Raw genomic sequence first — 24,229 nt, 5'->3', positions numbered from 1 at the left:
GTGTAATTTAATCGGTTGAATATAGTGCGATCCTAGCATGCAGAGGGGGTGATTGAATATTTTTTACTTGTTCAAAAATACCGAACTGGTATAAATAAATTCATCATTTATTGCGCTAAGTAAAAAACATGCAAAGGGATCAGGTCGTAGTTGTAAAGCTAGGTACAAGCGTACTCACTGGCGGTACCGATAAGTTAGACAAAGCACATATGGTGGAACTTGTTCGCCAATGCAGTGAGCTAAAAAAGCAAGGTCATCACGTTATTTTAGTATCAAGCGGTGCGGTTGCCGCAGGTCGCGAACAGCTATTAAAACCCTGTGGGCGCACATTAATAGACAAACAAATGTTGGCCGCCATTGGACAGGGGCAGCTCATTCATATTTGGCAAAGCTTATTTGCGTTGTATGGCATTAACGTCGGGCAAATGCTACTAACGCGCGCGGATGTTGACGACAGAGAGCGCTATTTAAATGCACGCGATACCCTCAATGCCCTATTAAATTACGATGTAGTGCCGATCATTAATGAAAATGACGCAGTTGCTACTAGCGAAATAAAAGTAGGTGACAACGATAACTTGTCGGCATTGGTGGCTATTTTAGCCAATGCCGATAAGTTACTGCTACTGACCGACCAACAAGGGTTATTTACCAGCGATCCGCGCACCGACATTAACGCCACCTTGATTGACGAAGTTACCCATATTAATGATGAGTTACGCCAACTTGCTGGTGGCAGTGGTACAAACCTAGGCACAGGGGGTATGGCAACCAAACTACAGGCCGCAGATATTGCCAGAAGAGCTGGGGTTGAGGTGATTATTGCCAAAGGCGCTGATGAAAATGTGATTTTAAAATGCATGAGCGAGCAACTACCAGGCACCCGTTTTTTAAAACTTACCGCGCCTAAAGATGGCCGAAAAAAATGGTTATTGGCAGGGCCTAAAAGTAGTGGCCAAATTTTAATTGATGCCGGTGCGGTGCATGCATTGCAATCTAAGGGCGCCAGTTTACTTGCTAAAGGCATTACGCGCGCTATTGGTGAATTTGAACGTGGAGATTTAATTAACTTAATTGATGTAAACCAGCAAATTATTGCACGCGGGTTAACGCGCTTTAGTCATCTTGAAATCGATAAAATAAAAGGCGCACATTCTAATCAAATCAGCCATTTACTTGATTACGATAGCGGCGTGGAAGTGCTACACAGAGATGATATGGTGGTGTTGTAATTAAGCACTTTTTTAACGATATAGCGCAACGTATAATCCGCTTATAGTGTTGCGCTTTTTTGTGTTAAAATCTTGCACCTTAAATTTGTTGTAAAGAGTATTGAAGATGAAATTAGTTCGCTGGGTTTTAGGTTGTATCATCTTATTTTTTAATTTTGTTTTTACGCCGCGTAGCAAAAAACGTGATCCGCAAGAGCAAACTAAGCTTGATCAGCAAACCGCACAATTTAAGCTCTATCAATTCAAAGCATGCCCTTTTTGTGTAAAAGTGCGCCGTTCAATTAAGCGTGAAGGCTTAAAAATTGAAACACGCGATGCAAAAAATGATGAGCAATACCGCCAAGAGCTATTAGAGCAAGGCGGAAAAGTTAAAGTACCTTGTTTACGTATTGAGCAAGATGGCCAAGTAAAATGGCTTTATGAATCAAACGATATTATTGCTTACTTAAACAAAGTAGCCGCTTAAAATATTTATTGGTATTTCATACCATCTCACTTATTAAAAGAGACATTACCATGACAATTCGTACCCGTGTTGCTCCGTCGCCAACTGGTGACCCGCATCTTGGCACCGCTTACATTGCCTTATTTAACTACTGTTTTGCTAAACAGCAAGGCGGTGAATTTGTACTTCGTATTGAAGATACTGACCAAGTTCGCAGCACACCTGAATCTGAACAAGCCATCATGGATAGCTTACGCTGGTTAGGCCTTGAATGGGATCATGGTCCTGATGTAGGTGGTGAGTTTGGTCCATACCGTCAATCTGAGCGCAGTGATTTATATAAAAAATACGCTCATCAGTTAGTTGAAGACGGCAAAGCATTCTACTGTTTCGCAACCAGCGAAGAACTGGACCAAATGCGTGAAGAGCAAATGGCCGAAGGTCTGCGTCCTAAATACGATGGTCGTGGCTTAAACCATACAGAAGACGAAATTAAAGCAAACCTAGCTGCTGGTAAACCGTATGTTATACGTATGAAAATCCCAAGCGAAGGTACCTTTAAGTTCAACGATTACCTACGCGACGAAATTGAGATCCCGTGGGAAAACGTAGACATGCAAGTGCTATTAAAAGCGGATGGTTTTCCAACTTACTTTTTAGCAAACGTGGTGGATGATCACCATATGCAAATTAGCCATATTTTCCGTGGTGAAGAGTGGATAAACTCAGCGCCTAAGTTATTAAAACTTTATGAAGATTTTGGTTGGGAAGCACCGGTACTAGGTCACTTACCATTACTGCGTAATCCAGATAAATCAAAACTGTCTAAGCGTAAAAACCCAACGTCTATTAATTACTACAAAGAAATGGGTTACTTACCAGAAGCGGTGCTAAACTACTTAGGCCGTATGGGTTGGTCAATGCCTGATGAGCGTGAAAAGTTCACCCTTAACGAAATGATTGAACATTTTGACATGAAGCGTGTATCGCTTGGTGGCCCAGTATTCGACGTAGACAAGTTAAGCTGGTTAAACGGTATGTGGATCCGCGAAAACTTAACTGATGCAGAGCTAATGCAGCGTTTTGTTGACTGGAAATTTAATGGCGACATGCTGGCTAAAGTCTTACCTGAAGCTAAAACGCGTATAAATACACTCTCTGACATGGTTGATTTAGCAGGGCACTTTGTAGGCGGTATCCCGACCTACGACCCAGCGCTATTAACCGCAGGTAAAGCTGACGAAGATGTTATTCGCCAAGCATTACAATTTTTTGTATGGCAATTAGAAGGCTTACGTAGCTTTGAAAAGCCAGCTATTTTTGCAATTGCAAAAGAAGTAGCCACCTTCCACGAGCTTAAAATTAAAGATTTCTTAGAGCCTATATTTGTGGCTATTACCGGCAAAACATCATCAACTTCGGTATTAGATGCAATGGAAATTTTAGGGTCTGACCTATCGCGTGCACGTTTACGTGTTGCGCTTGCTCATTTAGGTATTTCTAAAAAGCAGGCTAAAAAGATAGAACGCGCATACCGCGATTACCCAAGTGCGTAATCGCTTATACAGATTCAAAAGCCGCTTAATTTAAGCGGCTTTTTTGTGCCTGTAGTTTTAAGATGGAGTTGCCAGCATAGGGTAAGTAAATAAGAAAAGGTGAAACACGTTAACGAGCCAATGACATAAAATGGCCCATTCTAATCGGCTTGTTTTATAGTAAATATAGCCATAACCAAAACCTGCTACGGCCGCCACAAGCATATAATGAGTACCCGCTGAAAAGTGTGCCAGTGAAAATACACAAGTACTGATCACCGGTGCGAGCAGTGCAAACCTGCTCGGGTTTATTAGTTTTGAAAGCTTAGTTTGTATCACTCCCCTAAATAATGCCTCTTCTGCAACGCAGGTAAAAAGTAGGTTGATAGCTATAAATAACAACCAAAATTCAGGTACTTTTGGTGCAAATTCAACAAGGTTTAACGTTAAAGCAGTTATAAGCGCCGCTAAAATAGTGATAATTATGATTAAAGCAGGGTAGCCGATAGTTACTGGCTTTATCGTTTTGTTTTTTGCAAAAAAATAAGCGCTCAGCATTAAACCCGCTAATGCTTTATCGAAATTAGCATACAGGGTAAATGCAATTGCGTTACTGGTGACTTGTTCATTAACAACAATTGGCAGGTTATTAAAACCCGCAAACCAATGTAAGGCTAACCCGAGTGAGGCTGTTATAAATAAAGACGTTAGAACATTACGTTTTAACGCTGAGGTTGCCAATAGCGTAAAGTGAAACAATCCCACATAAACAGCTATAACAGCAACCGCGTTTAAATTTATATACTCTTGATAATAGGCAGTAATAACACTTAGCAGCAATAAGTATTGCCATAATGGTTGGCGAAATACAGTGAGTTTACACTGTGGGAAAACACATAAAATAGCGGCAGCTAAAAAGTAAAAAGTCATTGGCAAATACAGCTTGTTGTTTGATAGGGGAAATGAGAGAAAACGAATTACATAGCGTTATAGTCTCAATTAGATAATTTTGAGCTATTAATAATTATAGGCTTGTCCTGTACAAATAACGGCTAAATCACAATTGTAGCGGGATACTGATTGGCACTGCTCTAGTGTAAATGCATTGCCACCTAAATAAAGCACATCGTTTTTAAGGGATTCTATAGCTTGTGATTTCAAGCGGTTATAGCTAATTGAGGATGTTCGCGTATCATCTGATACATCGCAGCTTTCGCCTTTTATTCCACCAAGGGGGCTTGCACCTCTATCGAGAGCGTCTTGTACACTGTAAAACTGCTCTAGGCCACGTTTTTTAATGTGGCTTGAAACGTGTTCTGATAAAACGTCGTCGTCGATATTGGTTGTGTAAGTAACGTTATTACAGCCAGTTAAAAATGAAATCGCGCATATTAATAAAGAAAAATACTTCATTAGTTAATCCCTTAAACTCGTATTTGCCTAATTTACTTAGTAAATTAGCGAGTTGCAAATTATCATTTTTCGCCTTTATTAAACAGATTCGACCTCTCAAGATTTTTTTTCTGGTAGTATAGCTAGGTTATAAGCAGTTTAAGCAGTGAACACACTATGTTAAGTCCTTACTATCAGCAGCATGCTGATTATGTTTCAATTTCTCGTGAGCAAGGTTGTCGCTTTGCTAAATGTGTAGCCGACGACTACAACCCGCTTCATGATAAAGACGCTAAAAAGTTTTGCGCACCAGGAGACTTACTTTTTTCTCTAGTGTTAGACCGCTATGGCATTAGTGAGCGAATGGAGTTTACCTTTGCCGGTATGGTTGATGAAAATACCAAGCTAAATTTTCCAGAACAACCTGGAGAAGAGTTTGATGTAAACCATGGCGAAAAAGTAATTTTAAAGGTTAAACGCGATGGTAAAACCAGTAAATGCCCAACACTTACAAACAGTTTAATAAAAAATTATGTTGAGTTCTCAGGTGCTGCGTTCCCGCATGTAATTATTCCTTTAATGGGCAAGCAAGAGGTAATGATAAACCCTGCGCGTCCTATGATTATTTATGAATCAATGATAATTAACCTTAATAACATTGATATTAAATCACCGACTCTAGAGTTTGCAGAGCCAAGCTTTGAATACGCTGGTAAACGCGGCAAAATAACCTTGCGCTTTAATTTATTAGAAAACGGCGAAAAAGTGGGTTTTGGTGAAAAACACATGGTCGTATCGGGTATTCGTGAGTACTGTCAAAGCACCGTAGATGATTTAATTGCATTTTATAATGAACGTAAAGCCACATTAAAACCGGCTTAAATACTTCATTTTATATAGGCGCTATTTAGCGCCTTTTTTATTACTAAAGCTCAGGTATAATAGCGTTCTTTGTTTTTTTAAAGCCAAGCTTATGTCTGCCACATCGTTCTCATCACTAGCCCTAGACCCGTTACTATTAACGGCAATAGAGCAAAATAATTACACTACGCCTACCGCCATTCAGCACAAAACGATACCTCCAATTTTAGCGGGCAAAGACGTTATGGGCAGCGCTCAAACTGGCACCGGTAAAACAGCCGCTTTTGTTTTACCGCTATTACACAAGCTTTTAAATACCGCTAAAAAAGACGAACCAGGCATTGCTCGTGTGGTTATTTTAACGCCCACTAGGGAGCTTGCTCAGCAAGTATTTGCAAGCTTTGAAAAATACGCACAAGGTACAGATATAAAAGGTGCACTTGCCTATGGTGGTGCAAGCATTGGTCCACAAATCAAAGCACTTAAAACAGCGCAAGTAATAGTGGCAACGCCAGGGCGCTTACTTGATCATATAGTGAAGGGCAGTGTGGTGCTTTCAAGCGTGGACTCTTTAGTATTTGATGAAGCAGACCGTATGCTTGATATGGGTTTTATTGACGAAATTAAACGAATACTGCGTCATATCCCAGGCGATCGTCAAACCTTACTGTTTTCCGCCACCTTTGATGACAGTGTATTTGAGCTGAGTAAAAAATTGCTTAAAGATCCTGAGCTTATTGAAGTTGATAAGCGCAACTCTGCTGCTGTAGAGGTTGAACAAGTTATTTACGCAGTAGATGAAGACAGAAAGCGCGAACTGGTATCGCACATGATTGGCATGAAAAACTGGCGCCAAGTACTTATATTCACCCGCACAAAACAAATGGCCGATAAGCTTGCCAAAGAAATGTGTAAAGATGGTTTAAAAACCGAATCTATTCATGGTGATAAATCACAAGGTGCTCGCGACCGCGCATTACAAAACTTTAAAGAGGGTAGTACGCGTGTTTTAGTAGCCACCGATGTAGCGGCGCGCGGTTTAGACATACCGGCACTTAAATACGTAATTAACTTTGAATTACCATATATAGCTGAAGATTATGTGCATCGTATTGGCCGTACAGGACGAGCTGGCGAGCAAGGCCTTGCAATGTCGTTAGTGAGTCTTGATGAGCAATGGCTACTTGAAGAAATTGAAGTACTGCTTGATACCCGCTTAACACCACAATGGCTTGAAGGCTATGAACCTGATTTAAATAAGCCGCCAAAAGACAACCGCAAAAACACTAACAAAGCGCGTAAAGATCGCGATAAAAAACGTATTACAGGGCAAAGAGCGCCAAATAGACGCCGAAAGTAAAAATTAGAGTGTTCTTAAAGCACAATTAAGTTACTAAATATCTTTAATTTTGAGTCAATGTAATTAATACAGTGATTAATACTACTTTTTAAGCATTTTTTTTTGCCTATACTTAGGTAAATAATAGCGGGGGTATAAAATGTTTGAGACTGATAAGTGGGCATTTACTGGCCTTGATGGTCAGATATCACTAGATAAGTGGCAAAAAATAATTGATTTAATTGCTGAGTTATTTTCAGCTCCCTCCGGATATATAGTACAGGCAACAAGCATAGGTTACCGAGTAGTTATCAGAAAAAACGAGGGTGGGTCAACCTTTGAGACCAACCCTACTATTCCTCCTGAAAGTGATATGTTTTGTAGGCATGTGGTCGAAAGTGACAATCTCTTATATGTTAATGATGCTGCTAGTACTGAAATGTGGAACGCCATGCCTGAGGTAGTTGAAAATGGCGTTAACTCCTACTTAGGTTTACCCATTCACTGGCCGCAAGGAGATGTATTTGGGACGCTTTGCTTAAAAGACAACAAAGAAACAAACTATACGAATGAATATTTTGAGCTCATTAATCAGTTACGAGACTTAATAGAAGACGATTTAGCGCTTGTATATAATTTTGAAAAAATGCGCGAAATTGCAATGCTAGACCCGCTCACTAATATTTATAATCGTCGAGCATTAAGTTTACTTGCTCAGCAAAAACTAAACCTTTCTCATCGTTTAGGTTTTGATGTGTGTTGCTTATTTATCGATATTAACGATTTTAAAAAATTAAACGATAACTCTGGCCACGGAGCGGGCGATAAAGCCCTTATTACATTAGCCACAACGTTAAAAAAACACCTAAGAGATGCCGACATCATGGGGCGCTTAGGAGGCGATGAGTTTGTTGCTGTCATGCAAATAAATGATAAGAGTAAACTAGACCACATTATAAATACAATTTCGATTGAGTTTGCTAATGCACTAGCATTAGAAGGAATTTGCGAGTTATCACTAAGTGTTGGTTATAGTTTTTCTGAGCAAAAAAAGCAGCCATTTGAAACACTTTTAAATGATGCAGACCAATCAATGTATAAAAATAAGCAAAAATATAAGTTAAATAAAAAAATCGGTTATTAAATCGTTAATTGCTATTAACTTGTTATGCCAATATACACAGCAAACTAATTAACATATACGCATGCTATGTACGTGAATTTTTTTAGTTTGAAACTATACTTTGTTTATAGCTAATGAGTGGGTAGTTGTATGAAAGGTATTATTTTTACTGAATTTCTAGAAATGGTCGAGATCACATTTTCACCAGCAGTTGCTGATCAAATCATTGAGCAAAACGAACTGGATTCCAATGGGGCTTATACCAGTGTTGGTAACTATAATAAGCAAGAGCTTTTAAAGTTAGTGACCTCACTGAGCAGTATTGTTGATATTCCGGTTGATGTACTCGTTAAAGAATACGGTAAATACTTACTAAAGCGCTTCTTAGTCTACTATCCACAGTTTTTTGAAGAGCTCACTACAACATTTGATTTTTTAGATACCATAGATCAGCACGTGCATGTAGAAGTTAAAAAACTATATACCGACGTTGAGTTGCCCACCTTTAAAACCAACCACTTAAGCAATACCCAAATGCAGATGATTTATCATTCAAGTAACCCATTTGCCATGCTCGCTGAGGGATTAATAGAAGGCGCAGCCGAACATTTTAAGGAAAATATAAGTATAAGCAGCGATATCAATGACGATCATCAAGTTGCTACGTTTAACTTAACATTGGTAGGTTAGATATGGACATTGCTCTTTTACAGCGCAGGTTAGAGCGAGAGCGTTTGGCGCGAAAAGAAGCTGAAAAGCTATTAGAAGCCAAATCATTACAACTTTACGAAGCCAATGAAGTGCTCAAAGGAGCGGCTGAAAACTTAGAGCAAGAGGTTGCTAATAGAACCCATGCCCTCAAACTTGCGAAACAAGATGCAGAAGCTGCAAATAATGCTAAATCAGACTTTTTGGCAAATATGAGTCATGAGATTCGTACCCCGATGAATGCAATAATTGGCATGGCTTATCTTGCTTTAGATACCGGGCTTTCTGATAAGCAACGCGACTATGTTGAAAAAATTCACTATTCGGCAGAGTCTTTATTAGGGATCATTAATGATATTTTAGACTTTTCAAAGGTCGAAGCGGGTAAAATAGAGCTAGAACAAAAAGAATTCAATTTTAATATCTTTCTAGAAAATCTTGTCAATATTATTAGCACGCTAGCATCACAAAGAAAAATTGAAGTGCTGTTTGATATTGACCCCTTACTGCCTGACTTTTTTATTGGTGATGCATTAAGGCTTAATCAAGTGCTGTTAAATTTGCTTAATAATGCACTGAAGTTCTCAACCCGCGGTAAAGTTGTATTAGCTGTAAAGTTAGCGCAAAAGGTAGACAATTTTTGCAGTGTCACTTTTTCTGTTTTAGACAATGGTATTGGAATGAGCCAAGCACAAGTAGATTCACTATTTAAACCTTTTACTCAGGCTGACGTGTCTACTACACGAAAGTTTGGTGGAACTGGGCTTGGCTTGGTAATAAGTAAAACATTGGTAGAACTAATGCAGGGAAATGTTTTAGTAAACAGTAAGCTGAATAAAGGAAGTTGTTTTAGTTTTACTATTCCACTTAGCTATTCGACTAAGAAAAGTGAGTTTGAAATATCACATGTTAGAGCTAAGCAGGCCCTTGTTATCGAAAGTTCAGACAGTACGTTAGCATCATTACAAACACTGCTTATTGGATTTGAAGTTAAGGTTGATATTGCAAATAATATCAACCAAGTGCTAGACCGGTTAAGCGCCTTACATGATTACGATTTTATTTTTATAGATTGGCGTACTTTAAATTTAAATAATGACGGGGCTGCGCAGTCTCTTCGTAATGAACTCAAATTAAATGCGAAAAAGCTAATCGTAGTAGCACCTTGTGAAAATAAAGCACTCAACGAAAGCCTACTAGGGTTTGCTGATAACACTTATAAAGTACTTATTAAACCAATTATTAAAAGCACATTATACAATGTACTTTTACAAATTATGCATATAAAAACACTTAATAAACCAGAATCACAAGAGAGCTCAGATACACAAAATGCATTACAAAAGCTTCAAGGTATTAATATTTTATTGGTTGAAGACAACCCGCTCAATCAGCAAGTAGCAACACAAATACTTCGCAAAAAAGGCTTAATCGTTGATGTTGCCAATGATGGTATTGAGGCATTAGAAGCGCTAAAAAATAAAACCTATGATGGGGTGTTAATGGATTGCCAGATGCCCCGAATGGATGGTTACACAGCAGCCAAAGAAATAAAAAAACAAGCAAAGTTTAAAAATTTACCCATTATTGCAATGACTGCTAATACAAGAGAAACCGATTTGTTAAAGGCGAAAGATTGCGGTATGAATGGCTATATTTCAAAGCCTATTAAAGTTGAAAGTATGTTTGAAGTAATAGCAAAATGGGTGTGTATTTAATCTTTTGTGTAGTAGTGTGATTACCAAGGGATTCTGTCGGTCTAATTACCGAGCGACTTTGCCGTAGTGACCTTAGCAAGTAATACCTATTTGGGCAATCTGATCGAAACAAAAATAAACGAAACACAGATCAATAATTGTCTTATTCGAAGGTATCTACCACTGCTAAAGCACTCGTTCGTATGATTTAGGAATTTGTATCAAGAGCGCAACAAGCGTCCGTGTCAGAATTCGGAGCTGCTATTTTTTTCAACACCTTGATTGTTTCCATGTGACTAGACTCCATCTAAGCAATCCCTTATTCTGGAGTTTCTTTTACTAAACAAGCATTTAAATAAGGACATTGAATGACCAAGTATTTCTGCACGATTTTTTTTATTGTCACGGCTTTCTTTAGTGCGTATGCGGATTCATTTAAAGAAAATGCTGTTGAGCGGCATTTACCTTTTCAAAAAATACCAATTTCATCTTCTGTGTTAAATGAAACCGTTGATATCTATGTTCAATTGCCTTTCAAGTATGAAAGTGAATTCAATCAAAACTATCGTTATCCTGTTCTTTACACTTTAGATGCGCCTGTAGGGTTGCCTCTTGTATCAGGCGTTCTTGCCCCGCTGAATGGATACAATAGCGCCCCTCAAATGATCATCGTTGGGATCTCTACTTCTAACAGAGGCAGAGATTTTACACCAACATCTGATCCAAATTACGAAGAGCATAGCGGCGGGGCAGATAAGTATTTAACGTTTATTGAACAAGACGTTATCCCATACATCGAGAAACATTATCGGACAGAAAAATTTAGAATACTCTCTGGGCATTCATACGGCGGGCTGCTTGTGTCACATAGTTTTCATAAAAGGCCAAACTTGTTCCAAGCGCACTTTGCCAATAGTCCCTCTGTGTTCTGGGAGAGCGGAAAAACCGTTAGCGATCTCATTAAGTTCGTAAAAACGAATCCCATGCACAAAAATTTTCTATACATGAATATAGGGAATGAAGGTAACCCAGAATCAGATTCCCCAGAAGGTGTTCAGATGCTCTCAGGGATTCAAAAGATAGAGAGAGAACTTGCGAATTTAAATACACCGAACCTGCGTTACAAATTTGAATACTTTCGAGAAGAGCCTCATCAGAATACACCGATTTACGGGACAATTGGGGCACTCAGAGGTTTGTACCCTCAGTGGTCTATTCCATATGAAACATCAGTTGAAGGCTACGAAAGTGTCCTAGCGCACTTCAAAAAGCTATCAACCCTATATGGGTATCAAATTGAACCAAAATCCTGGCAAATGTATGATGAAGGCATAGGACAACTCTCCTACTTAGAAAATCCTGCTGAAGCAATTAAGTATTTTAGCTACAACATCAGTCAGGAGCCATCTGAATATAGCTCTAGGCTTCATATCGTTGACGCCTTTGTAAAACTTGGTAAAAAACAAGAAGCGTTAAAACATTTAAACATTTTGTTGCGCAGAGATGATTTAAGTGATGAGGAACGTCAACAATTGACCGAGAAAAAGTCGAATGTAAATTTGATGTAAGTTTAACAACGAGCGAACTTGATCTACCAATTGGTGTAACTCGGAAGTAAAGTTGAAGCTAAACTTATTGGTACTCTTAATTTTCCACCGCTATCGCGCAGTGCCAAAGATATAGAAAGTTCCAAAACCCTATTTTACGGTTTTATTGAAAATGGATGTATTGCCGCAGTTATAGAGATTACTTTAAAAGATAAGTATTTAGAGATCGACAGTTTAACTGTTGACCCAAGTTATTTTAGGAAAGGCATTGCAAGCAAATTACTTAGTTACGTTCTTGGCTCATTCGAATATACAAAAGCCATTGTAGAAACGGCTGTAGCTAACGAGCCTGCAATAAAGTTGTACAAAAAGCATGGCTTTGTGGAGTTCAAACGGTGGACTCCATCTCATGGCATCGAAAAACTAGCTTTGTTCAAACCTAACAGATCAAGTTAGTACTTATTAAAATAAACGAAGCTAACTACTTGAACTGGCTTATTCTATGTCGCTTATTATTGTTGCCCGAACCCCGAACCCCGAACCCCGAACCCCGAACCCCGAACCCCGAACCTCGAACCCCGAACCCCGAACCCCGCAATTAAGCTATCAGTTTCTCCGCAAGGTTAAGCTCCATTGTTGCTTTTAATAAACGATATAAATTAATAGACGCATCTATTTCTTCTTTACGATTGGTTAAGCTTTCAATATTTAAACCCAGTGGCACACCTAAGTGAGCACAGCTTTTTAAAATCGAGTCGAGGTTTTCGCGACAAATACGCACTGATTCGCTTAGCGTATTTTCCGAATCAAGCATGCGCCATTTAGTTGCCTCTGGCACTGAGATACCTAGCCACTGCATAAACTCTAAGGTTTTATCACCACCACAAGGCGTAAAGGTTAATATAATCCGATTAGGTGTCAGGCCTTGTGCTTTGCATGTGCGCGCATAACTGGTTATTAAATCTATGGTTGCTTGTGCATTGTAAACGGCTTGAGAGATAAAAAACTGGCACCCTTGTGCTGTTTTTTCTATTAAGCGTTGGTGTTCGTTGCGCTTATTGGCATGGCGCTCAGCAATGGTTACACCACCTAAAAAGAAATCTTCAGACTGCTCTGCCAGTGTTTTATAGGCATTCGGTAAGCTCAGCTTTATATCACCTGCTGATGATGGGCTGCCCACTAACACCACGTTTTTTAAATCGTAGTCATTTTTAGTTTCATCTAACCACGCTTTAAACTCACTCACACCGCGCTGAGCTACACTTTTATAAGTAATTACATCAAGATCAGATAAGCCTCGTAAGAGTTGACTGTACTCGCGCGGATCAACTGTTTGCTTAAATGCAAATGGACGCGCTTGCTCTGTACGGCTGCTTTCATCTTGAATGTCATAAATAATCACACCGTCATATTCAATTTCGTGTAAACGGCCTAATAACTTTTCGGCAATGACTTTTAATTGCGCTTTATCAGTCCCAATTTTTGGCGGTGTTGTGCCAATTAGGTAAACACCTTGGTTGGTGTCCTGTATTTTTTCTTGAAGTGATAAAGCCATAATCCTCATTCCAGCTTAATTTGTGATGATGGATTTAATATAGCAGCCATTTAGACGTCTAGATAGATTTATTTATTGAAAGTTTCTCAACAAACGTGAATTATTTTCATGATTAAACCAAGTTACCAGCAATAACTGACACAGTTGTTTACATAATTAATAGGCTTAGGGCTCTTATATTTAATTGCTTTACGGCATACTTAGTTTGGTAAATGTTTTAAAAATTGCTCAATTTAAAAAGGGATAACAATGAAATTTAAATTATTGGCAACTAGCCTAGCGGTATCGCTGGCTTTAACGGGTTGCGCTATGCAGCAAAGTCAAAACACGCAAACAGTAGCCCAACAAGAACAAGTTAATAAAGCAGATGAGCGTGTTTTTTCACAAGATTACCTAATAGAAGAGCTAGATAACGGCTTGCGCGTTATGGTAGTTAAAACCGATTACCCAGATGTAGTATCGCTACAAATACCTGTATCTGTTGGCTCGCGTAATGAAGTGGAAGCGGGTAAAACTGGTTTTGCTCACTTTTTTGAACACATGATGTTTAAAGGCTCTGAAAAGTTTCCGCAAGATGTGTATTCAGATATTCTAAAAAATTCAGGGGTTGATAACCGCGCCTATACAACTAACGATTACACTAACTACCACTTAAATTTTTCAAAACAGCATCTTGATAAAGTACTTGAGATTGAAGCTGATATTTTTCAAAACTTAAGCTACACCGAAGAACAATTTAGAACGGAAGCGCTAACGGTTAAAGGCGAGTACTTAAAAAATAATGCCAGTCCAATTCGTAAATTATTAAGTGCGGTACGCCAAGAAGCGTTCGATAAACATACCTATAAACACACTACTATGGGCTTTTTTGAAGATATTGAAGCCATGCCAGATCAAATGGCCTACGGTAAAGAATTTTTTGCTAAGTTTTATAAGCCTGAATATGTATCGCTTGTGATTGTTGGTGATGTTGAGCCAAAAGAGACCATGGCGATGGTTAAAAAGCACTGGGGTAACTGGCAAAAAGGCGACTATGTTGCTGATATTCCAAAAGAGCCAACTCAGCAAGCGCCAAAATATGTGCATGAGCAAAACGAAGGATTACCTGGCCATTGGTTACTTGTGTCGTATAAAGGGGCTGCATGGGAGCCTCAGAAAAAAGACAGAGCCGCATTAGATTTACTGTCGCAGCTTTATTTTTCGAGCAATTCAGATATTTACCAAGAGCTGGTAGTAGAAAAGCAAATAGCGAGTCAAATGTTTACCTATAACCCTGAAACTAAAGATCCAGGGTTACTGCATGTATTTGTAAAAGTTGAAAATGCCGATGATTTAGCCACAGTACGTGATGCCATTAATCGTACGTATGCTAAAGCGCGTACCGAGTTGGTTGATAGCCAAAAACTCAGCGATTTAAAGTCTAACCTTAAATACAGTTTTATAAATGGTTTAGATTCATCGCAAGCAATTGCCTCGACACTTGCCAGCTATATGCATTTTGAGCGCGATCCTGAGGTGATTAATCAGCTGTATAAATCGGCAGACAATATCACTAGCGAAGATATTAGAGCCGTTGCAAATAAGTATTTTGTTGATAATGCCCGCACCACAATTACTATGTCGGCACTTGATAAAGCCCCTGGTTTTGAGCAAGAAAGCGACTTAAATGCCTTGGTAGCTAAGTATCAGCAAGCACCGAGTAAGCCTATCTTTAAGGTGCTTGATAAAACCAATAGCTCGCCGTTAATCGATATTAACTTATTATTTAATACCGGTGCCGCTGCCGATCCGCAGGGTAAAAAAGGGGTTGCAGCACTGACTGCCGCAATGCTGGCGCAAGGTGGCTCAACCGCAATGAGTTACAAAGATATTAAAAAGGCAATGTACCCACTGGCGGGTAGCTTTGGTTATCAAATAGATAAAGAAATGCTGTCGTTCCAAGGGCGTATTCATAAAGATAATGCTGCTCAGTGGTATGCTTTAGTGAGTGAGCAGCTGTTAAGCCCAGGCTTTAGAGAAGATGACTTTAAGCGCCTGAAAAAAGAAATGATCGATGGCATTAAATCAGGCTTAAAAGCTTCTAACGACGAAGAGTTGGGTAAAGAAGTGCTCTACAGCGTGCTTTATAAAGGCCACCCTTATGAAAGCTATAACTACGGTGACTTATCTGATTTAGAAGCGCTGACTCTTGATGATGTTAAAGCGTTTTATAATGCTGAACTTACACAAGCTAAACTTACTGTGGGTTTAATTGGTGCCGTACCTGAAAAACTTAAAGCACAAATGTTAGCTGACTTGGCGACACTTCCAAAAGGCGAACAAAGCCGCTTAACAATCCCTGATGCGCCAGAGCTTAAAGGTCATCATGCAACAATTGTTGAAAAGTCAGCGCAATCAACAGCTGTATCGTTTGGCTTTCCTATTGATACAATTCGTAGCAGCGAAGACTGGACTGCATTGTGGCTAGTGCGTTCGTACTTTGGTGAGCATCGTAGTTCTAACAGTTACTTGTACGAACGTATTCGTCAAACGCGTGGCATGAACTATGGCGATTACGCCTATATTGAATACTTCCCTAGAGGTATGTTTCAAACTAAACCTGATGCAAACTTAGGCCGCTCGGAGCAAATATTCCAGGTGTGGCTGCGTCCACTGCGCTCAAACAACGATGCGCATTTTGCTACCCGTACCGCATTATTTGAGCTAGATAAATTAATTAAAAATGGCATGACTGAGGCTGATTTTGAAGCCACACGTAACTTTTTAATTAACTTTGTGCCGCAAATGGTTGCTAGTCAAAATCGTCAGTTAGGTTATGCGCTAGATAGCGAGTTTTATAACACCGATAGTTTTGTAAACTACGTTACAAGCAAACTGAAAACATTGACTGTTGACGATGTAAATCGAGTGATTAAAGACAACCTACAAACCGAGAATATGCACTATGTGTTTGTTACCGGTGATGGTGAAGATATGCAAAAACGTTTAGCAACTATGCAAACCTCGCCTATGGTGTACAACACCGATAAGCCTGCCGAGTTAGTAGCTGAAGATAAAGTGATTGCTGATTACAAACTGGCAATACCAGCGAAAAATATTGAAGTAGTGAAGGTGGATAAAGTATTTCAATAATTTAAGTTTTTAAGAATTAAAAAATGCCCCGGTGCCTTAAGCATTGGGGCATTTTTATATTTTAGGTTGTAAATACTAGGGTCTGTTGACCTTTGGGGATTAAAATTTGTTCAAACTAGGGGCGGTTTAATCGCGGCGCGAGGTTTGTAACCTAGTGGGCTCGATAACTGCTCCTGCGTTATTCTACTGGCTTACATCCATGTAAGAATAAGTAAAAACCGAGCAAAGCTTCCGCGTCCTGCTCACGCCCCTTACCTACATCCATGTAGACAACAAAGAGTAAATCGCCCCTAGGCAGAACCCTACGGGTAGCGCCTTCATCTACTTATGAGGAATAACCACACTGCATAGGCTCTGCCTTGCTTAAATACCAAACAGGCTGCTGCAAATTTAACCTTGAAAGGTCAACAGACCCTGGTTATATCTAATAACTAGAACAAATAACAAAGGGATTAACACCTAGGCGGCTAAATCCGTTAGAATTAGCGGTAGGCTCTTTGTACTAATCTTAAGGCATTATTATGCGTCATGAAATTTGGCAACAGCTTCGCAGTGAAGCAAATGAAGTAGTAACCCGTGAACCTCTTTTAGCGAGCCATGTGTATTCGTGTATTTTAAATCACGAATGCTTAGGGTCTGCATTGAGTTTTATTGTTGCTAATAAACTAGCTGACGCTGTGGTTTCTGCCTTTACAATCCGTGAGCTGTTTGACCAAGCTTTTGTAAAGTGTGACCGGATGCTGACGTATGTTGCTCATGATATTAAAGCAGTAAAAGATCGTGACCCTGCGGCCGAAACCTACCTTACTGTGATTTTAAATTTAAAAGGGTTTCACGCAATACAAGCACACCGTTTAGCAAACTGCTTATGGCAACAAAACCGTAAAGAGCTGGCTCGCTTTATTCAAAGCCGTACTTCAGAGGTGTTTGGGGTTGATATTCACCCTGCCTGTAAAGTCGGGCAAGGCATCATGTTTGACCATGCCACCGGTATAGTGATAGGCGAAACTGCCGTGATTGAAGATAATGTATCGATATTACAATCGGTTACATTAGGTGGTACGGGTAACGAGCAAGGCGATCGCCATCCTAAAATTAGAGCGGGCGTACTTATTGGTGCGGGTGCTAAAGTATTGGGTAATATTGAAGTGGGTGAGGGCGCACGTATTGGCGCAGGCTCTGTGGTACTAAGCCCTGTCCCGCCTCACACAACTGCTGTTGGCGTACCTGCAAAAATTATTGGTCGTCCCGATTGTGAGTGTCCGGCAGAAAGTATGAATCAAAACTTTTTAGAGTATCCCGAGCCAGAAAACGAATCGCACACCAGTGCAATGCTTTAACTTTTTGAGTACTTAGAAATGATATATAAAAGTAACCTTGTGGCCATGCTACTCTGTTTTTCTTCAGGTGTGGCGTTGGCAAGTGGTTACTTTTTATTTTTTAAAGATTCCACACGTGTTTTCTTAGCGCCCAAACAAACTGTAATCTCTTCGCCTAACACTCAAGTCAATAATCAAGCAACTACTTTGCAAGGCCTAGTGCAGGTTAATAAAGCCCAAGTGACTGATCAACAAACTCAGCTGGCACAACATGTGGTTGAGCTTAATCAGCGGCTTGAAAAAAAATCAATCCAGCTTAAGCAGTCTCAACAACAGCTAAAGTTAAATCAATTAGAAAGTGTAGAGCTTGATGATGAGCTCGCAATACAGTTTGAGCAAGAAGCTGATAATCTCGAATGGAGTTACGAGCTTGAAGTCGCGTTAAATGACTTTTTAATTATTAATGAGTTTGCAGATAGCGCGGAGCTTACAGCGCTTAAGTGTAAGCAAACAATTTGCAAGTTTGAGCTTACCATAAACCAAAATGCCGTTAGTTATGGGGCTAAATTATGGCGCGAGATTAACGATAAGCTTCATCTTGAACCTTGGTGGCAGCAATTTAAACTCAGTGCATCTCAATCTAACGATGCCCGTATTGAGTTTACCGTAAGTACGCAAGGCTAGCGCTTAGCAAGGTGGCTAAGCTTCTACTTTTGAAATAAATTGGCCATCTACTAACTCAGTGAACAACATATCACCTACTTTTACATCTTCCACTGATTTAACCACTTTATTATGCGCCGTTTTCGTTATGCTGTAACCGCGCGCTAATACATTAAGAGGGCTGACCGAATCAAGCCGACTTGCTTGTAAGGCAAGCGTATTATTTGCGTGTTGCAACTGATGCTGCATCGCTTGATTTAACTTTGCATGGAGCTGGGCTAACTGATGGCTTGCTTGTGCGAGCTTTTTGTCTGGCGATTGACGCATTAATCTGGGTGTTAAATTAGCTAACACGCGTTCTTGCTGATATAAACGCTGACGCATAGCTTGTTGCAGTGCAATACTCAGCTCATCTAAGCGTTGTGACTTTTGGTTTAGCTGATTGCGCGGGTGGCATAAATTTAAACGATGCTGTAGCTGAGTTGCCAGTGTACGTTTATCGGCAATGTCGTGTTTAAATGCATTCGCTAAACGGCTAATTAATTGGTTAACCTTATTGTGCAATTCTTGCGTATTGGGGCTTACTAGCTCAGCTGCGGCAGAGGGGGTTGCGGCACGCACATCAGCAACATAATCGCTAATTGTAGTATCTACTTCATGGCCGACAGCGCTTACAATGGGTAGTTCGCTTTGATAAATAGCACGAGCAAGTTGCTCATGATTAAAACACCATAAATCTTCTAATGAACCACCGCCACGCCCAAGAATAATCACATCGACTTCGTTACGACAGTTTGCTAGTTCTATTTGCTTGATTAAGTGACCATGCGCTTCTTTACCTTGCACCATAGCAGGATAAATGACCACTTCTAAATGCGGCGCGCGACGTTTTAGCACGGTTAAAATATCTTTAATTGCGGCGCCTGTAGGTGAGGTGATCACCCCTATGCGATTTATGTTTTGGGGTAGGGATTTTTTATAAGCGGAGCTAAATAAACCCTCTGCAGCCAAACGCATTTTTAGCGCGTCAAACTCTTGCTTTAGTTGCCCTTCTCCTGCAGGTTCCATGCTTTCTACAATAAGCTGGTAGTCACCACGGGGTTCGTACAAAGATACACGAGCTTTAACGGTTACTTGTGCGCCATTTACAGGGCGGTAGCTTTGGTTTCGATTATTACCTCGCCACATGGCGGCTTTAATTTGCGCTTTGTCGTCTTTTAACGAAAAATACCAGTGCCCAGATGCTGGGGTGATAAAGTTTGAAATTTCACCGGTGAGTACTAAAGACGCAAAACCTTGTTCAAGTAAGGCACGTATTTCACGATTAAGGCGAGATACGGTATAAACCGTTTGCGAGGGCTTAGAAAACATAAAAACTACCAAAAAACATTTATAAACCTAGCTTATCATAAATAAATACAAAATATTATTTACTAGTGCCTGCAACGCTGTTAAAATTTGGCCGCAATTCCTTATCTTAGATCCACATGTGAGAAGTTGCCAAAATGCTTAGAATCGCTAAAGAAGCTCTTACCTTTGATGACGTACTTTTAGTACCTGGTCATTCTACTGTTTTGCCACACACGGCAAATATTTCAACTCGCTTAACGCGTGGTATCAAACTTAACTTGCCGCTCATTTCAGCATCTATGGATACTGTTACAGAAGCTCGTTTAGCTATTGCCCTCGCGCAGGAAGGTGGTCTTGGTTTTATTCATAAAAACATGACCATTGCAGAACAAGCGAAAAATGTTCGTAAAGTTAAAACCTATGAAGCAGGTATTGTTTCATACCCTGTTACAGTAACCGCCGATCTGACTATTGCAGATGCCGTTGAGCTGTCTCAGGAAAAGGGATTCTCAGGTTTTCCGGTCACCGATAGCGAAAATAACCTTGTAGGTATCGTAACTAGTCGTGATATGCGCTTTGAAACTAAGCTTGAACAGCCGGTTTCAACAGTGATGACGAAAAAAGAAAACCTAGTAACGGTTAAAGAGGGCACCGCTCGCGAAGATATCTTAAGCTTAATGCACGAACACCGCATTGAAAAGATTCTTGTGGTTGATGATGCGTTTAAACTTAAAGGCATGATCACCGTAAAAGATTACCAAAAAGCACAAGACAAACCAGATGCATGTAAAGACGAGCAAGGTCGTTTACGTGTAGGTGCTGCGGTAGGTGTTGGCGCAGGTACTGATGAGCGTATTGCTGCATTAGTTGAAGCCGGTGTTGATGTACTACTAATCGATACTTCTCATGGTCACTCTCAAGGTGTTATTGACCGTGTTGCAGCGACTCGTCAAGCTTACCCAGATTTACAAATTGTTGCGGGTAACGTGGCAACTGCCGAAGGTGCTATTGCCCTTGCAGATGCCGGTGTTGATGCTGTTAAAGTAGGTATCGGCCCAGGTTCTATTTGTACTACACGTATTGTTACTGGTTGTGGTGTACCACAAATAACAGCTATTTCAGATGCGGTTGAAGGCCTTAAAGGTCGCGATATTCCAGTGATTGCCGATGGCGGTATTCGTTTTTCTGGTGATATTGTAAAAGCATTGGTTGCGGGTGCATCGTGTGTAATGGTTGGCTCTATGCTCGCGGGTACTGAAGAAGCTCCGGGTGAAGTTGAACTTTATCAAGGTCGCTACTACAAGTCTTACCGTGGTATGGGTAGCCTAGGAGCGATGGATCAAAAAGAAGGTTCATCAGATCGCTACTTCCAAAAATCAAACCAAGCTGACAAGTTAGTACCTGAAGGTATTGAAGGTCGTGTTGCTTATAAAGGACCAATTGCAACCATTATTCACCAACAAGTGGGTGGTCTTCGCAGTGCAATGGGTTTAACCGGTTGTGCCACCATTGAAGAGCTAAACACTAAGCCACAATTTGTACGTGTTACTTCTGCTGGTATGGGTGAGTCGCATGTTCATGATGTGCAAATCACTAAAGAAGCACCGAACTACCGTTTAGGCTAATCAGCCTTAACAACTTGAAATAAGTGGGCTAACCTTTGTTAGCCCTAATATAGTCACACAGCTTAAGCTGGTGGCGTTTAGCACCTGACTTTACGAGATACTTCATGAGCAAAGACATTCACGATTCACGAATCCTCATTTTAGATTTTGGTTCACAATACACGCAGTTAATTGCCCGTCGCGTACGCGAAATTGGTGTTTACTGTGAGCTTTGGGCTTGGGATGTAACCGAAGAGCAAATTCGCGAGTTTAACCCACAAGGTATTATCCTTTCAGGTGGCCCAGAATCAACTACGCTTGAAAACAGCCCGCGTGCTCCTGAGTATGTATTTAATGCTGGCGTACCCGTACTTGGTATTTGTTACGGTATGCAAACTATGGCAACGCAGCTTGGCGGCCGTGTACATAGCTCAGATAAAAAAGAATTTGGTTACGCACAAGTTGAAAAAGTGGGTAACTGTGCATTATTTGATGCCATTGAAGATCATATTACTGATGGCGGCAATGGCGTACTTGACGTGTGGATGAGCCACGGCGATAAAGTAATGGAAATTCCAGATACTTTTAAAACTACTGCTAAAACATCTACTTGTCCACATGCGGCAATGTCTAACGAAGAAAAACGTTTTTACGGCGTACAATTTCACCCAGAAGTAACACACACACATCAAGGTCAACGCTTATTAGAACGTTTTGCTATTGATATTTGTGGTTGTGAAAAATTATGGACGCCAGCAAAAATCATTGATGACGCCATTGAGCGTATCAAAGAAACCGTTGGCGACGACGAAGTTATTTTAGGCTTATCAGGCGGTGTAGATTCATCGGTTGTGGCGATGCTTATTCACCGCGCTATTGGTGAGCGACTAACCTGTGTATTTGTAGATAACGGGCTACTTCGTTTAAACGAAGGCCAACAAGTCATGGACATGTTTGGCAATAAGTTTGGTTTAAACATTGTAAAAGTAGATGCCGAAGATCAATTCTTAAATGACTTAGCAGGTAAATCAGACCCAGAAGATAAGCGTAAAGCCATTGGCCATACGTTTATTAACGTATTTGATGAGCAAGCTAAAAAGCTTAAAAACGCAAAATGGTTAGGCCAAGGTACAATTTACCCTGACGTAATCGAATCAGCGGCCTCAGCGACTGGTAAAGCGCACGTAATTAAATCGCACCATAATGTGGGCGGCTTACCAGATGATATGCAAATGGGCTTAGTAGAGCCATTACGTGAGTTATTTAAGGACGAAGTACGTAAAATTGGTTTAGAGCTAGGTTTACCGTACGACATGCTTTACCGTCACCCATTCCCAGGGCCAGGTTTAGGTGTGCGTGTACTTGGCGAAATCAAAAAAGAGTACTGTGATTTATTACGCCGTGCTGATGCTATTTTCATTGAAGAGCTTCACAAAGCAGAGCTTTACCATAAAGTAAGTCAAGCGTTTACTGTATTCTTACCGGTTAAGTCGGTAGGGGTTATGGGTGATGCACGTAAGTACGATTGGGTTGTTTCACTTCGTTGTGTAGAAACCATCGACTTTATGACTGCGCGTTGGTCACATTTACCGTATGAGTTCTTAGGTGTTGTTTCAAACCGCATCATTAATGAAATCGACGGTATTTCTCGTGTTGTTTACGATATTTCAGGTAAACCACCTGCCACTATCGAGTGGGAATAATCCTCCCATTGCTATAATTAAGTAATAACTAACGGCGAATTAGCATGCTAATTCGCCGTTTTGTTTATTTAAAAAGCAAACAAACCGAAAAGTTGAATTTTTACTTTACCTTTGTCAAAAGGTCTTTATAATTCATCGTCATTGCAGGGGCGTAGTTCCAATTGGTAGAACAGCGGTCTCCAAAACCGACGGTTGGGAGTTCGAATCTCTCCGCCCCTGCCATTTCTTCTTTACATCGTTTTGATTACTTCCTATATTATTCATCTTACTAATTCCATCGAGTCGTTATGCATTCACGTTACGCATCTGTTTTTGGTATAGAAAAGCTTGAACTTAATCAACACTTTCGCCCAGCTCAGTCAGAGCAGTCAGCTAATTCATCGTTAATACTCAGTGATACATTAAAAGATGATATTGAGCGTGCATTTGCGCCTGTAACAATTAACAAGATTGTTAAGTCATCAACCATAGAGTTTAGTGAACAACAATTAAGCTTACCTGATTCCACCCTGTCCAGTGCACAAAAACGTGCGTTATGGGCATTAATGAGTGAACACCTTGATACACTTTAAGTCAGTTACCGATGAGAATATCAATGAGCTAATGGCCATTGAAACCACTTGCCACACACATCCTTGGACATTAAAAACAATGCAGTCGTGTTTGCAGGGCCGCTATTTTAATTTAGCCGCGTTCGACGACGAGCAAATGATAGGTTTTTACATTGGTGAAAAAGCAGGGCCCGATTTTACCTTAATGGATATTTGTGTTGCTCCGAGCTTTCAGGGGCAAGGGTTTGCTCAGCAGTTATTAACGCAGTTTATAGCTTATGGTGAGCAACACAGCGCTGAAAACTTATTTTTAGAAGTCCGAGAGTCTAATACGCGGGCTATTGCTTTGTATGAACGTGCGGGCTTTATTGAAATGTCAGTACGTAAAAATTATTACCCCAGTGATGCACCCAACAAAAACGGCTTTGAAGACGCGATTTTAATGGGCATGGCACTGGGTCTAAATTTTTAAC

General features: G+C 40.2%; 20 protein-coding genes, 1 tRNA gene and 1 pseudogene. 18 read left to right on the top strand and 4 right to left on the bottom strand.

Annotation, left to right across the window (positions count from 1 at the left end; translation table 11 throughout):
• Positions 1-128 precede the first annotated feature (128 nt).
• The 3 genes from proB to gltX all read left to right on the top strand — a co-directional run bounded on the left by proB (position 129) and on the right by gltX (position 3,233).
• Entirely contained in the window at positions 129-1,232 is a 1,104-nt protein-coding gene (proB, locus tag AC0VZ5_RS12480) for a glutamate 5-kinase (protein ID WP_033102848.1), read from the top strand.
• Between the two features lie 106 nt (positions 1,233-1,338).
• On the top strand, positions 1,339-1,698 hold the full coding sequence (locus AC0VZ5_RS12475) for a glutaredoxin family protein (protein WP_008111110.1): 360 nt from the start codon (positions 1,339-1,341) through the stop codon (positions 1,696-1,698).
• Positions 1,699-1,748: 50 nt separating this feature from the next.
• The gene (gltX, locus tag AC0VZ5_RS12470) at positions 1,749-3,233 is read left to right on the top strand and encodes a glutamate--tRNA ligase (protein ID WP_008111109.1); all 1,485 of its coding nucleotides are present in this window, start codon (positions 1,749-1,751) and stop codon (positions 3,231-3,233) included.
• Positions 3,234-3,290: 57 nt separating this feature from the next.
• Here the strand turns inward: gltX and AC0VZ5_RS12465 are convergent, their stop codons facing one another.
• Positions 3,291-4,142 carry a CPBP family intramembrane glutamic endopeptidase gene (locus AC0VZ5_RS12465; RefSeq protein WP_198523614.1) on the bottom strand — a complete coding sequence of 284 codons (852 nt, stop codon included), beginning with the start codon at positions 4,140-4,142 and terminating at the stop codon, positions 3,291-3,293.
• An 87-nt stretch (positions 4,143-4,229) separates the two neighbouring features.
• Complete coding sequence (locus AC0VZ5_RS12460) at positions 4,230-4,625, bottom strand: hypothetical protein (protein WP_198523613.1); 396 nt, start codon at positions 4,623-4,625, stop codon at positions 4,230-4,232.
• Positions 4,626-4,781: 156 nt separating this feature from the next.
• Here AC0VZ5_RS12460 and AC0VZ5_RS12455 point away from each other — a divergent pair, with 156 nt between their 5' ends.
• The 7 genes and pseudogenes from AC0VZ5_RS12455 to AC0VZ5_RS12425 form a co-directional block, all read left to right on the top strand.
• Positions 4,782-5,486, top strand: coding sequence for a DUF3581 domain-containing protein (locus tag AC0VZ5_RS12455; RefSeq protein WP_016900441.1), 705 nt, complete (start codon positions 4,782-4,784; stop codon positions 5,484-5,486).
• A 91-nt stretch (positions 5,487-5,577) separates the two neighbouring features.
• Positions 5,578-6,825 carry a DEAD/DEAH box helicase gene (locus AC0VZ5_RS12450; protein ID WP_138606894.1) on the top strand — a complete coding sequence of 416 codons (1,248 nt, stop codon included), beginning with the start codon at positions 5,578-5,580 and terminating at the stop codon, positions 6,823-6,825.
• Positions 6,826-6,964: 139 nt separating this feature from the next.
• Positions 6,965-7,948 (top strand): sensor domain-containing diguanylate cyclase, encoded by a 984-nt coding sequence (locus AC0VZ5_RS12445; protein WP_198523612.1) that lies wholly within the window; start codon positions 6,965-6,967, stop codon positions 7,946-7,948.
• Between the two features lie 129 nt (positions 7,949-8,077).
• A complete protein-coding gene (locus tag AC0VZ5_RS12440; RefSeq protein ID WP_138606890.1) occupies positions 8,078-8,617 on the top strand; it encodes a heme NO-binding domain-containing protein in 540 nt (179 codons plus the stop codon).
• 2 nt (positions 8,618-8,619) lie between these two features.
• Positions 8,620-10,353, top strand: a complete 1,734-nt coding sequence (locus tag AC0VZ5_RS12435) for a response regulator (protein WP_198523611.1) — start codon at positions 8,620-8,622, stop codon at positions 10,351-10,353.
• Positions 10,354-10,700: 347 nt separating this feature from the next.
• Positions 10,701-11,900 carry an alpha/beta hydrolase-fold protein gene (locus AC0VZ5_RS12430; RefSeq protein WP_198523610.1) on the top strand — a complete coding sequence of 400 codons (1,200 nt, stop codon included), beginning with the start codon at positions 10,701-10,703 and terminating at the stop codon, positions 11,898-11,900.
• A 48-nt stretch (positions 11,901-11,948) separates the two neighbouring features.
• Positions 11,949-12,335: pseudogene (locus AC0VZ5_RS12425) on the top strand (GNAT family N-acetyltransferase); the annotation flags it as partial.
• A gap of 142 nt (positions 12,336-12,477) precedes the next feature.
• On the opposite strand, the gene AC0VZ5_RS12420 reads toward AC0VZ5_RS12425, so the two are convergent.
• On the bottom strand, positions 12,478-13,434 hold the full coding sequence (locus AC0VZ5_RS12420; protein WP_198523609.1) for a methylenetetrahydrofolate reductase: 957 nt from the start codon (positions 13,432-13,434) through the stop codon (positions 12,478-12,480).
• 249 nt (positions 13,435-13,683) lie between these two features.
• Here AC0VZ5_RS12420 and AC0VZ5_RS12415 point away from each other — a divergent pair, with 249 nt between their 5' ends.
• From AC0VZ5_RS12415 to AC0VZ5_RS12405, 3 genes are all read left to right on the top strand, one after another.
• Positions 13,684-16,566, top strand: coding sequence for a M16 family metallopeptidase (locus tag AC0VZ5_RS12415; protein ID WP_198523608.1), 2,883 nt, complete (start codon positions 13,684-13,686; stop codon positions 16,564-16,566).
• Between the two features lie 521 nt (positions 16,567-17,087).
• Positions 17,088-17,906, top strand: coding sequence for a serine O-acetyltransferase (gene cysE, locus AC0VZ5_RS12410; RefSeq protein ID WP_008110273.1), 819 nt, complete (start codon positions 17,088-17,090; stop codon positions 17,904-17,906).
• 18 nt (positions 17,907-17,924) lie between these two features.
• The gene (locus tag AC0VZ5_RS12405) at positions 17,925-18,569 is read left to right on the top strand and encodes a hypothetical protein (protein ID WP_198523607.1); all 645 of its coding nucleotides are present in this window, start codon (positions 17,925-17,927) and stop codon (positions 18,567-18,569) included.
• 15 nt (positions 18,570-18,584) lie between these two features.
• On the opposite strand, the gene xseA is transcribed toward AC0VZ5_RS12405, so the two are convergent.
• Positions 18,585-19,919, bottom strand: a complete 1,335-nt coding sequence (gene xseA / locus AC0VZ5_RS12400) for an exodeoxyribonuclease VII large subunit (protein WP_198523606.1) — start codon at positions 19,917-19,919, stop codon at positions 18,585-18,587.
• A 134-nt stretch (positions 19,920-20,053) separates the two neighbouring features.
• Here xseA and guaB point away from each other — a divergent pair, with 134 nt between their 5' ends.
• The 5 genes from guaB (at position 20,054) to rimI (ending at position 24,228) form a co-directional block, all read left to right on the top strand.
• Positions 20,054-21,523 (top strand): IMP dehydrogenase, encoded by a 1,470-nt coding sequence (gene guaB / locus AC0VZ5_RS12395; RefSeq protein ID WP_008110278.1) that lies wholly within the window; start codon positions 20,054-20,056, stop codon positions 21,521-21,523.
• Positions 21,524-21,627: 104 nt separating this feature from the next.
• Positions 21,628-23,205, top strand: a complete 1,578-nt coding sequence (gene guaA, locus AC0VZ5_RS12390) for a glutamine-hydrolyzing GMP synthase (protein WP_010387703.1) — start codon at positions 21,628-21,630, stop codon at positions 23,203-23,205.
• Positions 23,206-23,350: 145 nt separating this feature from the next.
• Positions 23,351-23,427, top strand: a tRNA-Trp gene (locus AC0VZ5_RS12385).
• 65 nt (positions 23,428-23,492) lie between these two features.
• Positions 23,493-23,777: a hypothetical protein gene (locus AC0VZ5_RS12380; protein ID WP_138608778.1), complete on the top strand. Its 285-nt coding sequence runs from the start codon at positions 23,493-23,495 to the stop codon at positions 23,775-23,777.
• Positions 23,764-24,228 (top strand): ribosomal protein S18-alanine N-acetyltransferase, encoded by a 465-nt coding sequence (gene rimI / locus AC0VZ5_RS12375; RefSeq protein WP_171039644.1) that lies wholly within the window; start codon positions 23,764-23,766, stop codon positions 24,226-24,228. The genes AC0VZ5_RS12380 and rimI overlap by 14 nt, the downstream gene beginning before the upstream one ends.
• The last annotated feature ends 1 nt before the right edge of the window (position 24,229 follow it).

It is taken from the genome of Pseudoalteromonas sp. QJM3NY_12 (assembly GCF_056173165.1).
The sequence above is the reverse complement of the archived record's forward strand: the minus strand, read 5'-3'. Positions and strand labels throughout refer to the sequence as shown.

Coding starts and splice junctions, on each gene's coding strand:
- AC0VZ5_RS12435 (WP_198523611.1), top strand. CDS start 8,620: ATGGACATTGCTCTTTTACAGCGCAGGTTAGAGCGAGAGCGTTTGGCG.
- AC0VZ5_RS12475 (WP_008111110.1), top strand. CDS start 1,339: ATGAAATTAGTTCGCTGGGTTTTAGGTTGTATCATCTTATTTTTTAAT.
- AC0VZ5_RS12440 (WP_138606890.1), top strand. CDS start 8,078: ATGAAAGGTATTATTTTTACTGAATTTCTAGAAATGGTCGAGATCACA.
- AC0VZ5_RS12415 (WP_198523608.1), top strand. CDS start 13,684: ATGAAATTTAAATTATTGGCAACTAGCCTAGCGGTATCGCTGGCTTTA.
- cysE (WP_008110273.1), top strand. CDS start 17,088: ATGCGTCATGAAATTTGGCAACAGCTTCGCAGTGAAGCAAATGAAGTA.
- AC0VZ5_RS12465 (WP_198523614.1), bottom strand. CDS start 4,142: ATGACTTTTTACTTTTTAGCTGCCGCTATTTTATGTGTTTTCCCACAG.
- gltX (WP_008111109.1), top strand. CDS start 1,749: ATGACAATTCGTACCCGTGTTGCTCCGTCGCCAACTGGTGACCCGCAT.
- guaA (WP_010387703.1), top strand. CDS start 21,628: ATGAGCAAAGACATTCACGATTCACGAATCCTCATTTTAGATTTTGGT.
- AC0VZ5_RS12445 (WP_198523612.1), top strand. CDS start 6,965: ATGTTTGAGACTGATAAGTGGGCATTTACTGGCCTTGATGGTCAGATA.
- AC0VZ5_RS12450 (WP_138606894.1), top strand. CDS start 5,578: ATGTCTGCCACATCGTTCTCATCACTAGCCCTAGACCCGTTACTATTA.
- xseA (WP_198523606.1), bottom strand. CDS start 19,919: ATGTTTTCTAAGCCCTCGCAAACGGTTTATACCGTATCTCGCCTTAAT.
- AC0VZ5_RS12420 (WP_198523609.1), bottom strand. CDS start 13,434: ATGGCTTTATCACTTCAAGAAAAAATACAGGACACCAACCAAGGTGTT.
- proB (WP_033102848.1), top strand. CDS start 129: ATGCAAAGGGATCAGGTCGTAGTTGTAAAGCTAGGTACAAGCGTACTC.
- AC0VZ5_RS12460 (WP_198523613.1), bottom strand. CDS start 4,625: ATGAAGTATTTTTCTTTATTAATATGCGCGATTTCATTTTTAACTGGC.
- AC0VZ5_RS12455 (WP_016900441.1), top strand. CDS start 4,782: ATGTTAAGTCCTTACTATCAGCAGCATGCTGATTATGTTTCAATTTCT.
- AC0VZ5_RS12380 (WP_138608778.1), top strand. CDS start 23,493: ATGCATTCACGTTACGCATCTGTTTTTGGTATAGAAAAGCTTGAACTT.
- AC0VZ5_RS12430 (WP_198523610.1), top strand. CDS start 10,701: ATGACCAAGTATTTCTGCACGATTTTTTTTATTGTCACGGCTTTCTTT.
- AC0VZ5_RS12405 (WP_198523607.1), top strand. CDS start 17,925: ATGATATATAAAAGTAACCTTGTGGCCATGCTACTCTGTTTTTCTTCA.
- guaB (WP_008110278.1), top strand. CDS start 20,054: ATGCTTAGAATCGCTAAAGAAGCTCTTACCTTTGATGACGTACTTTTA.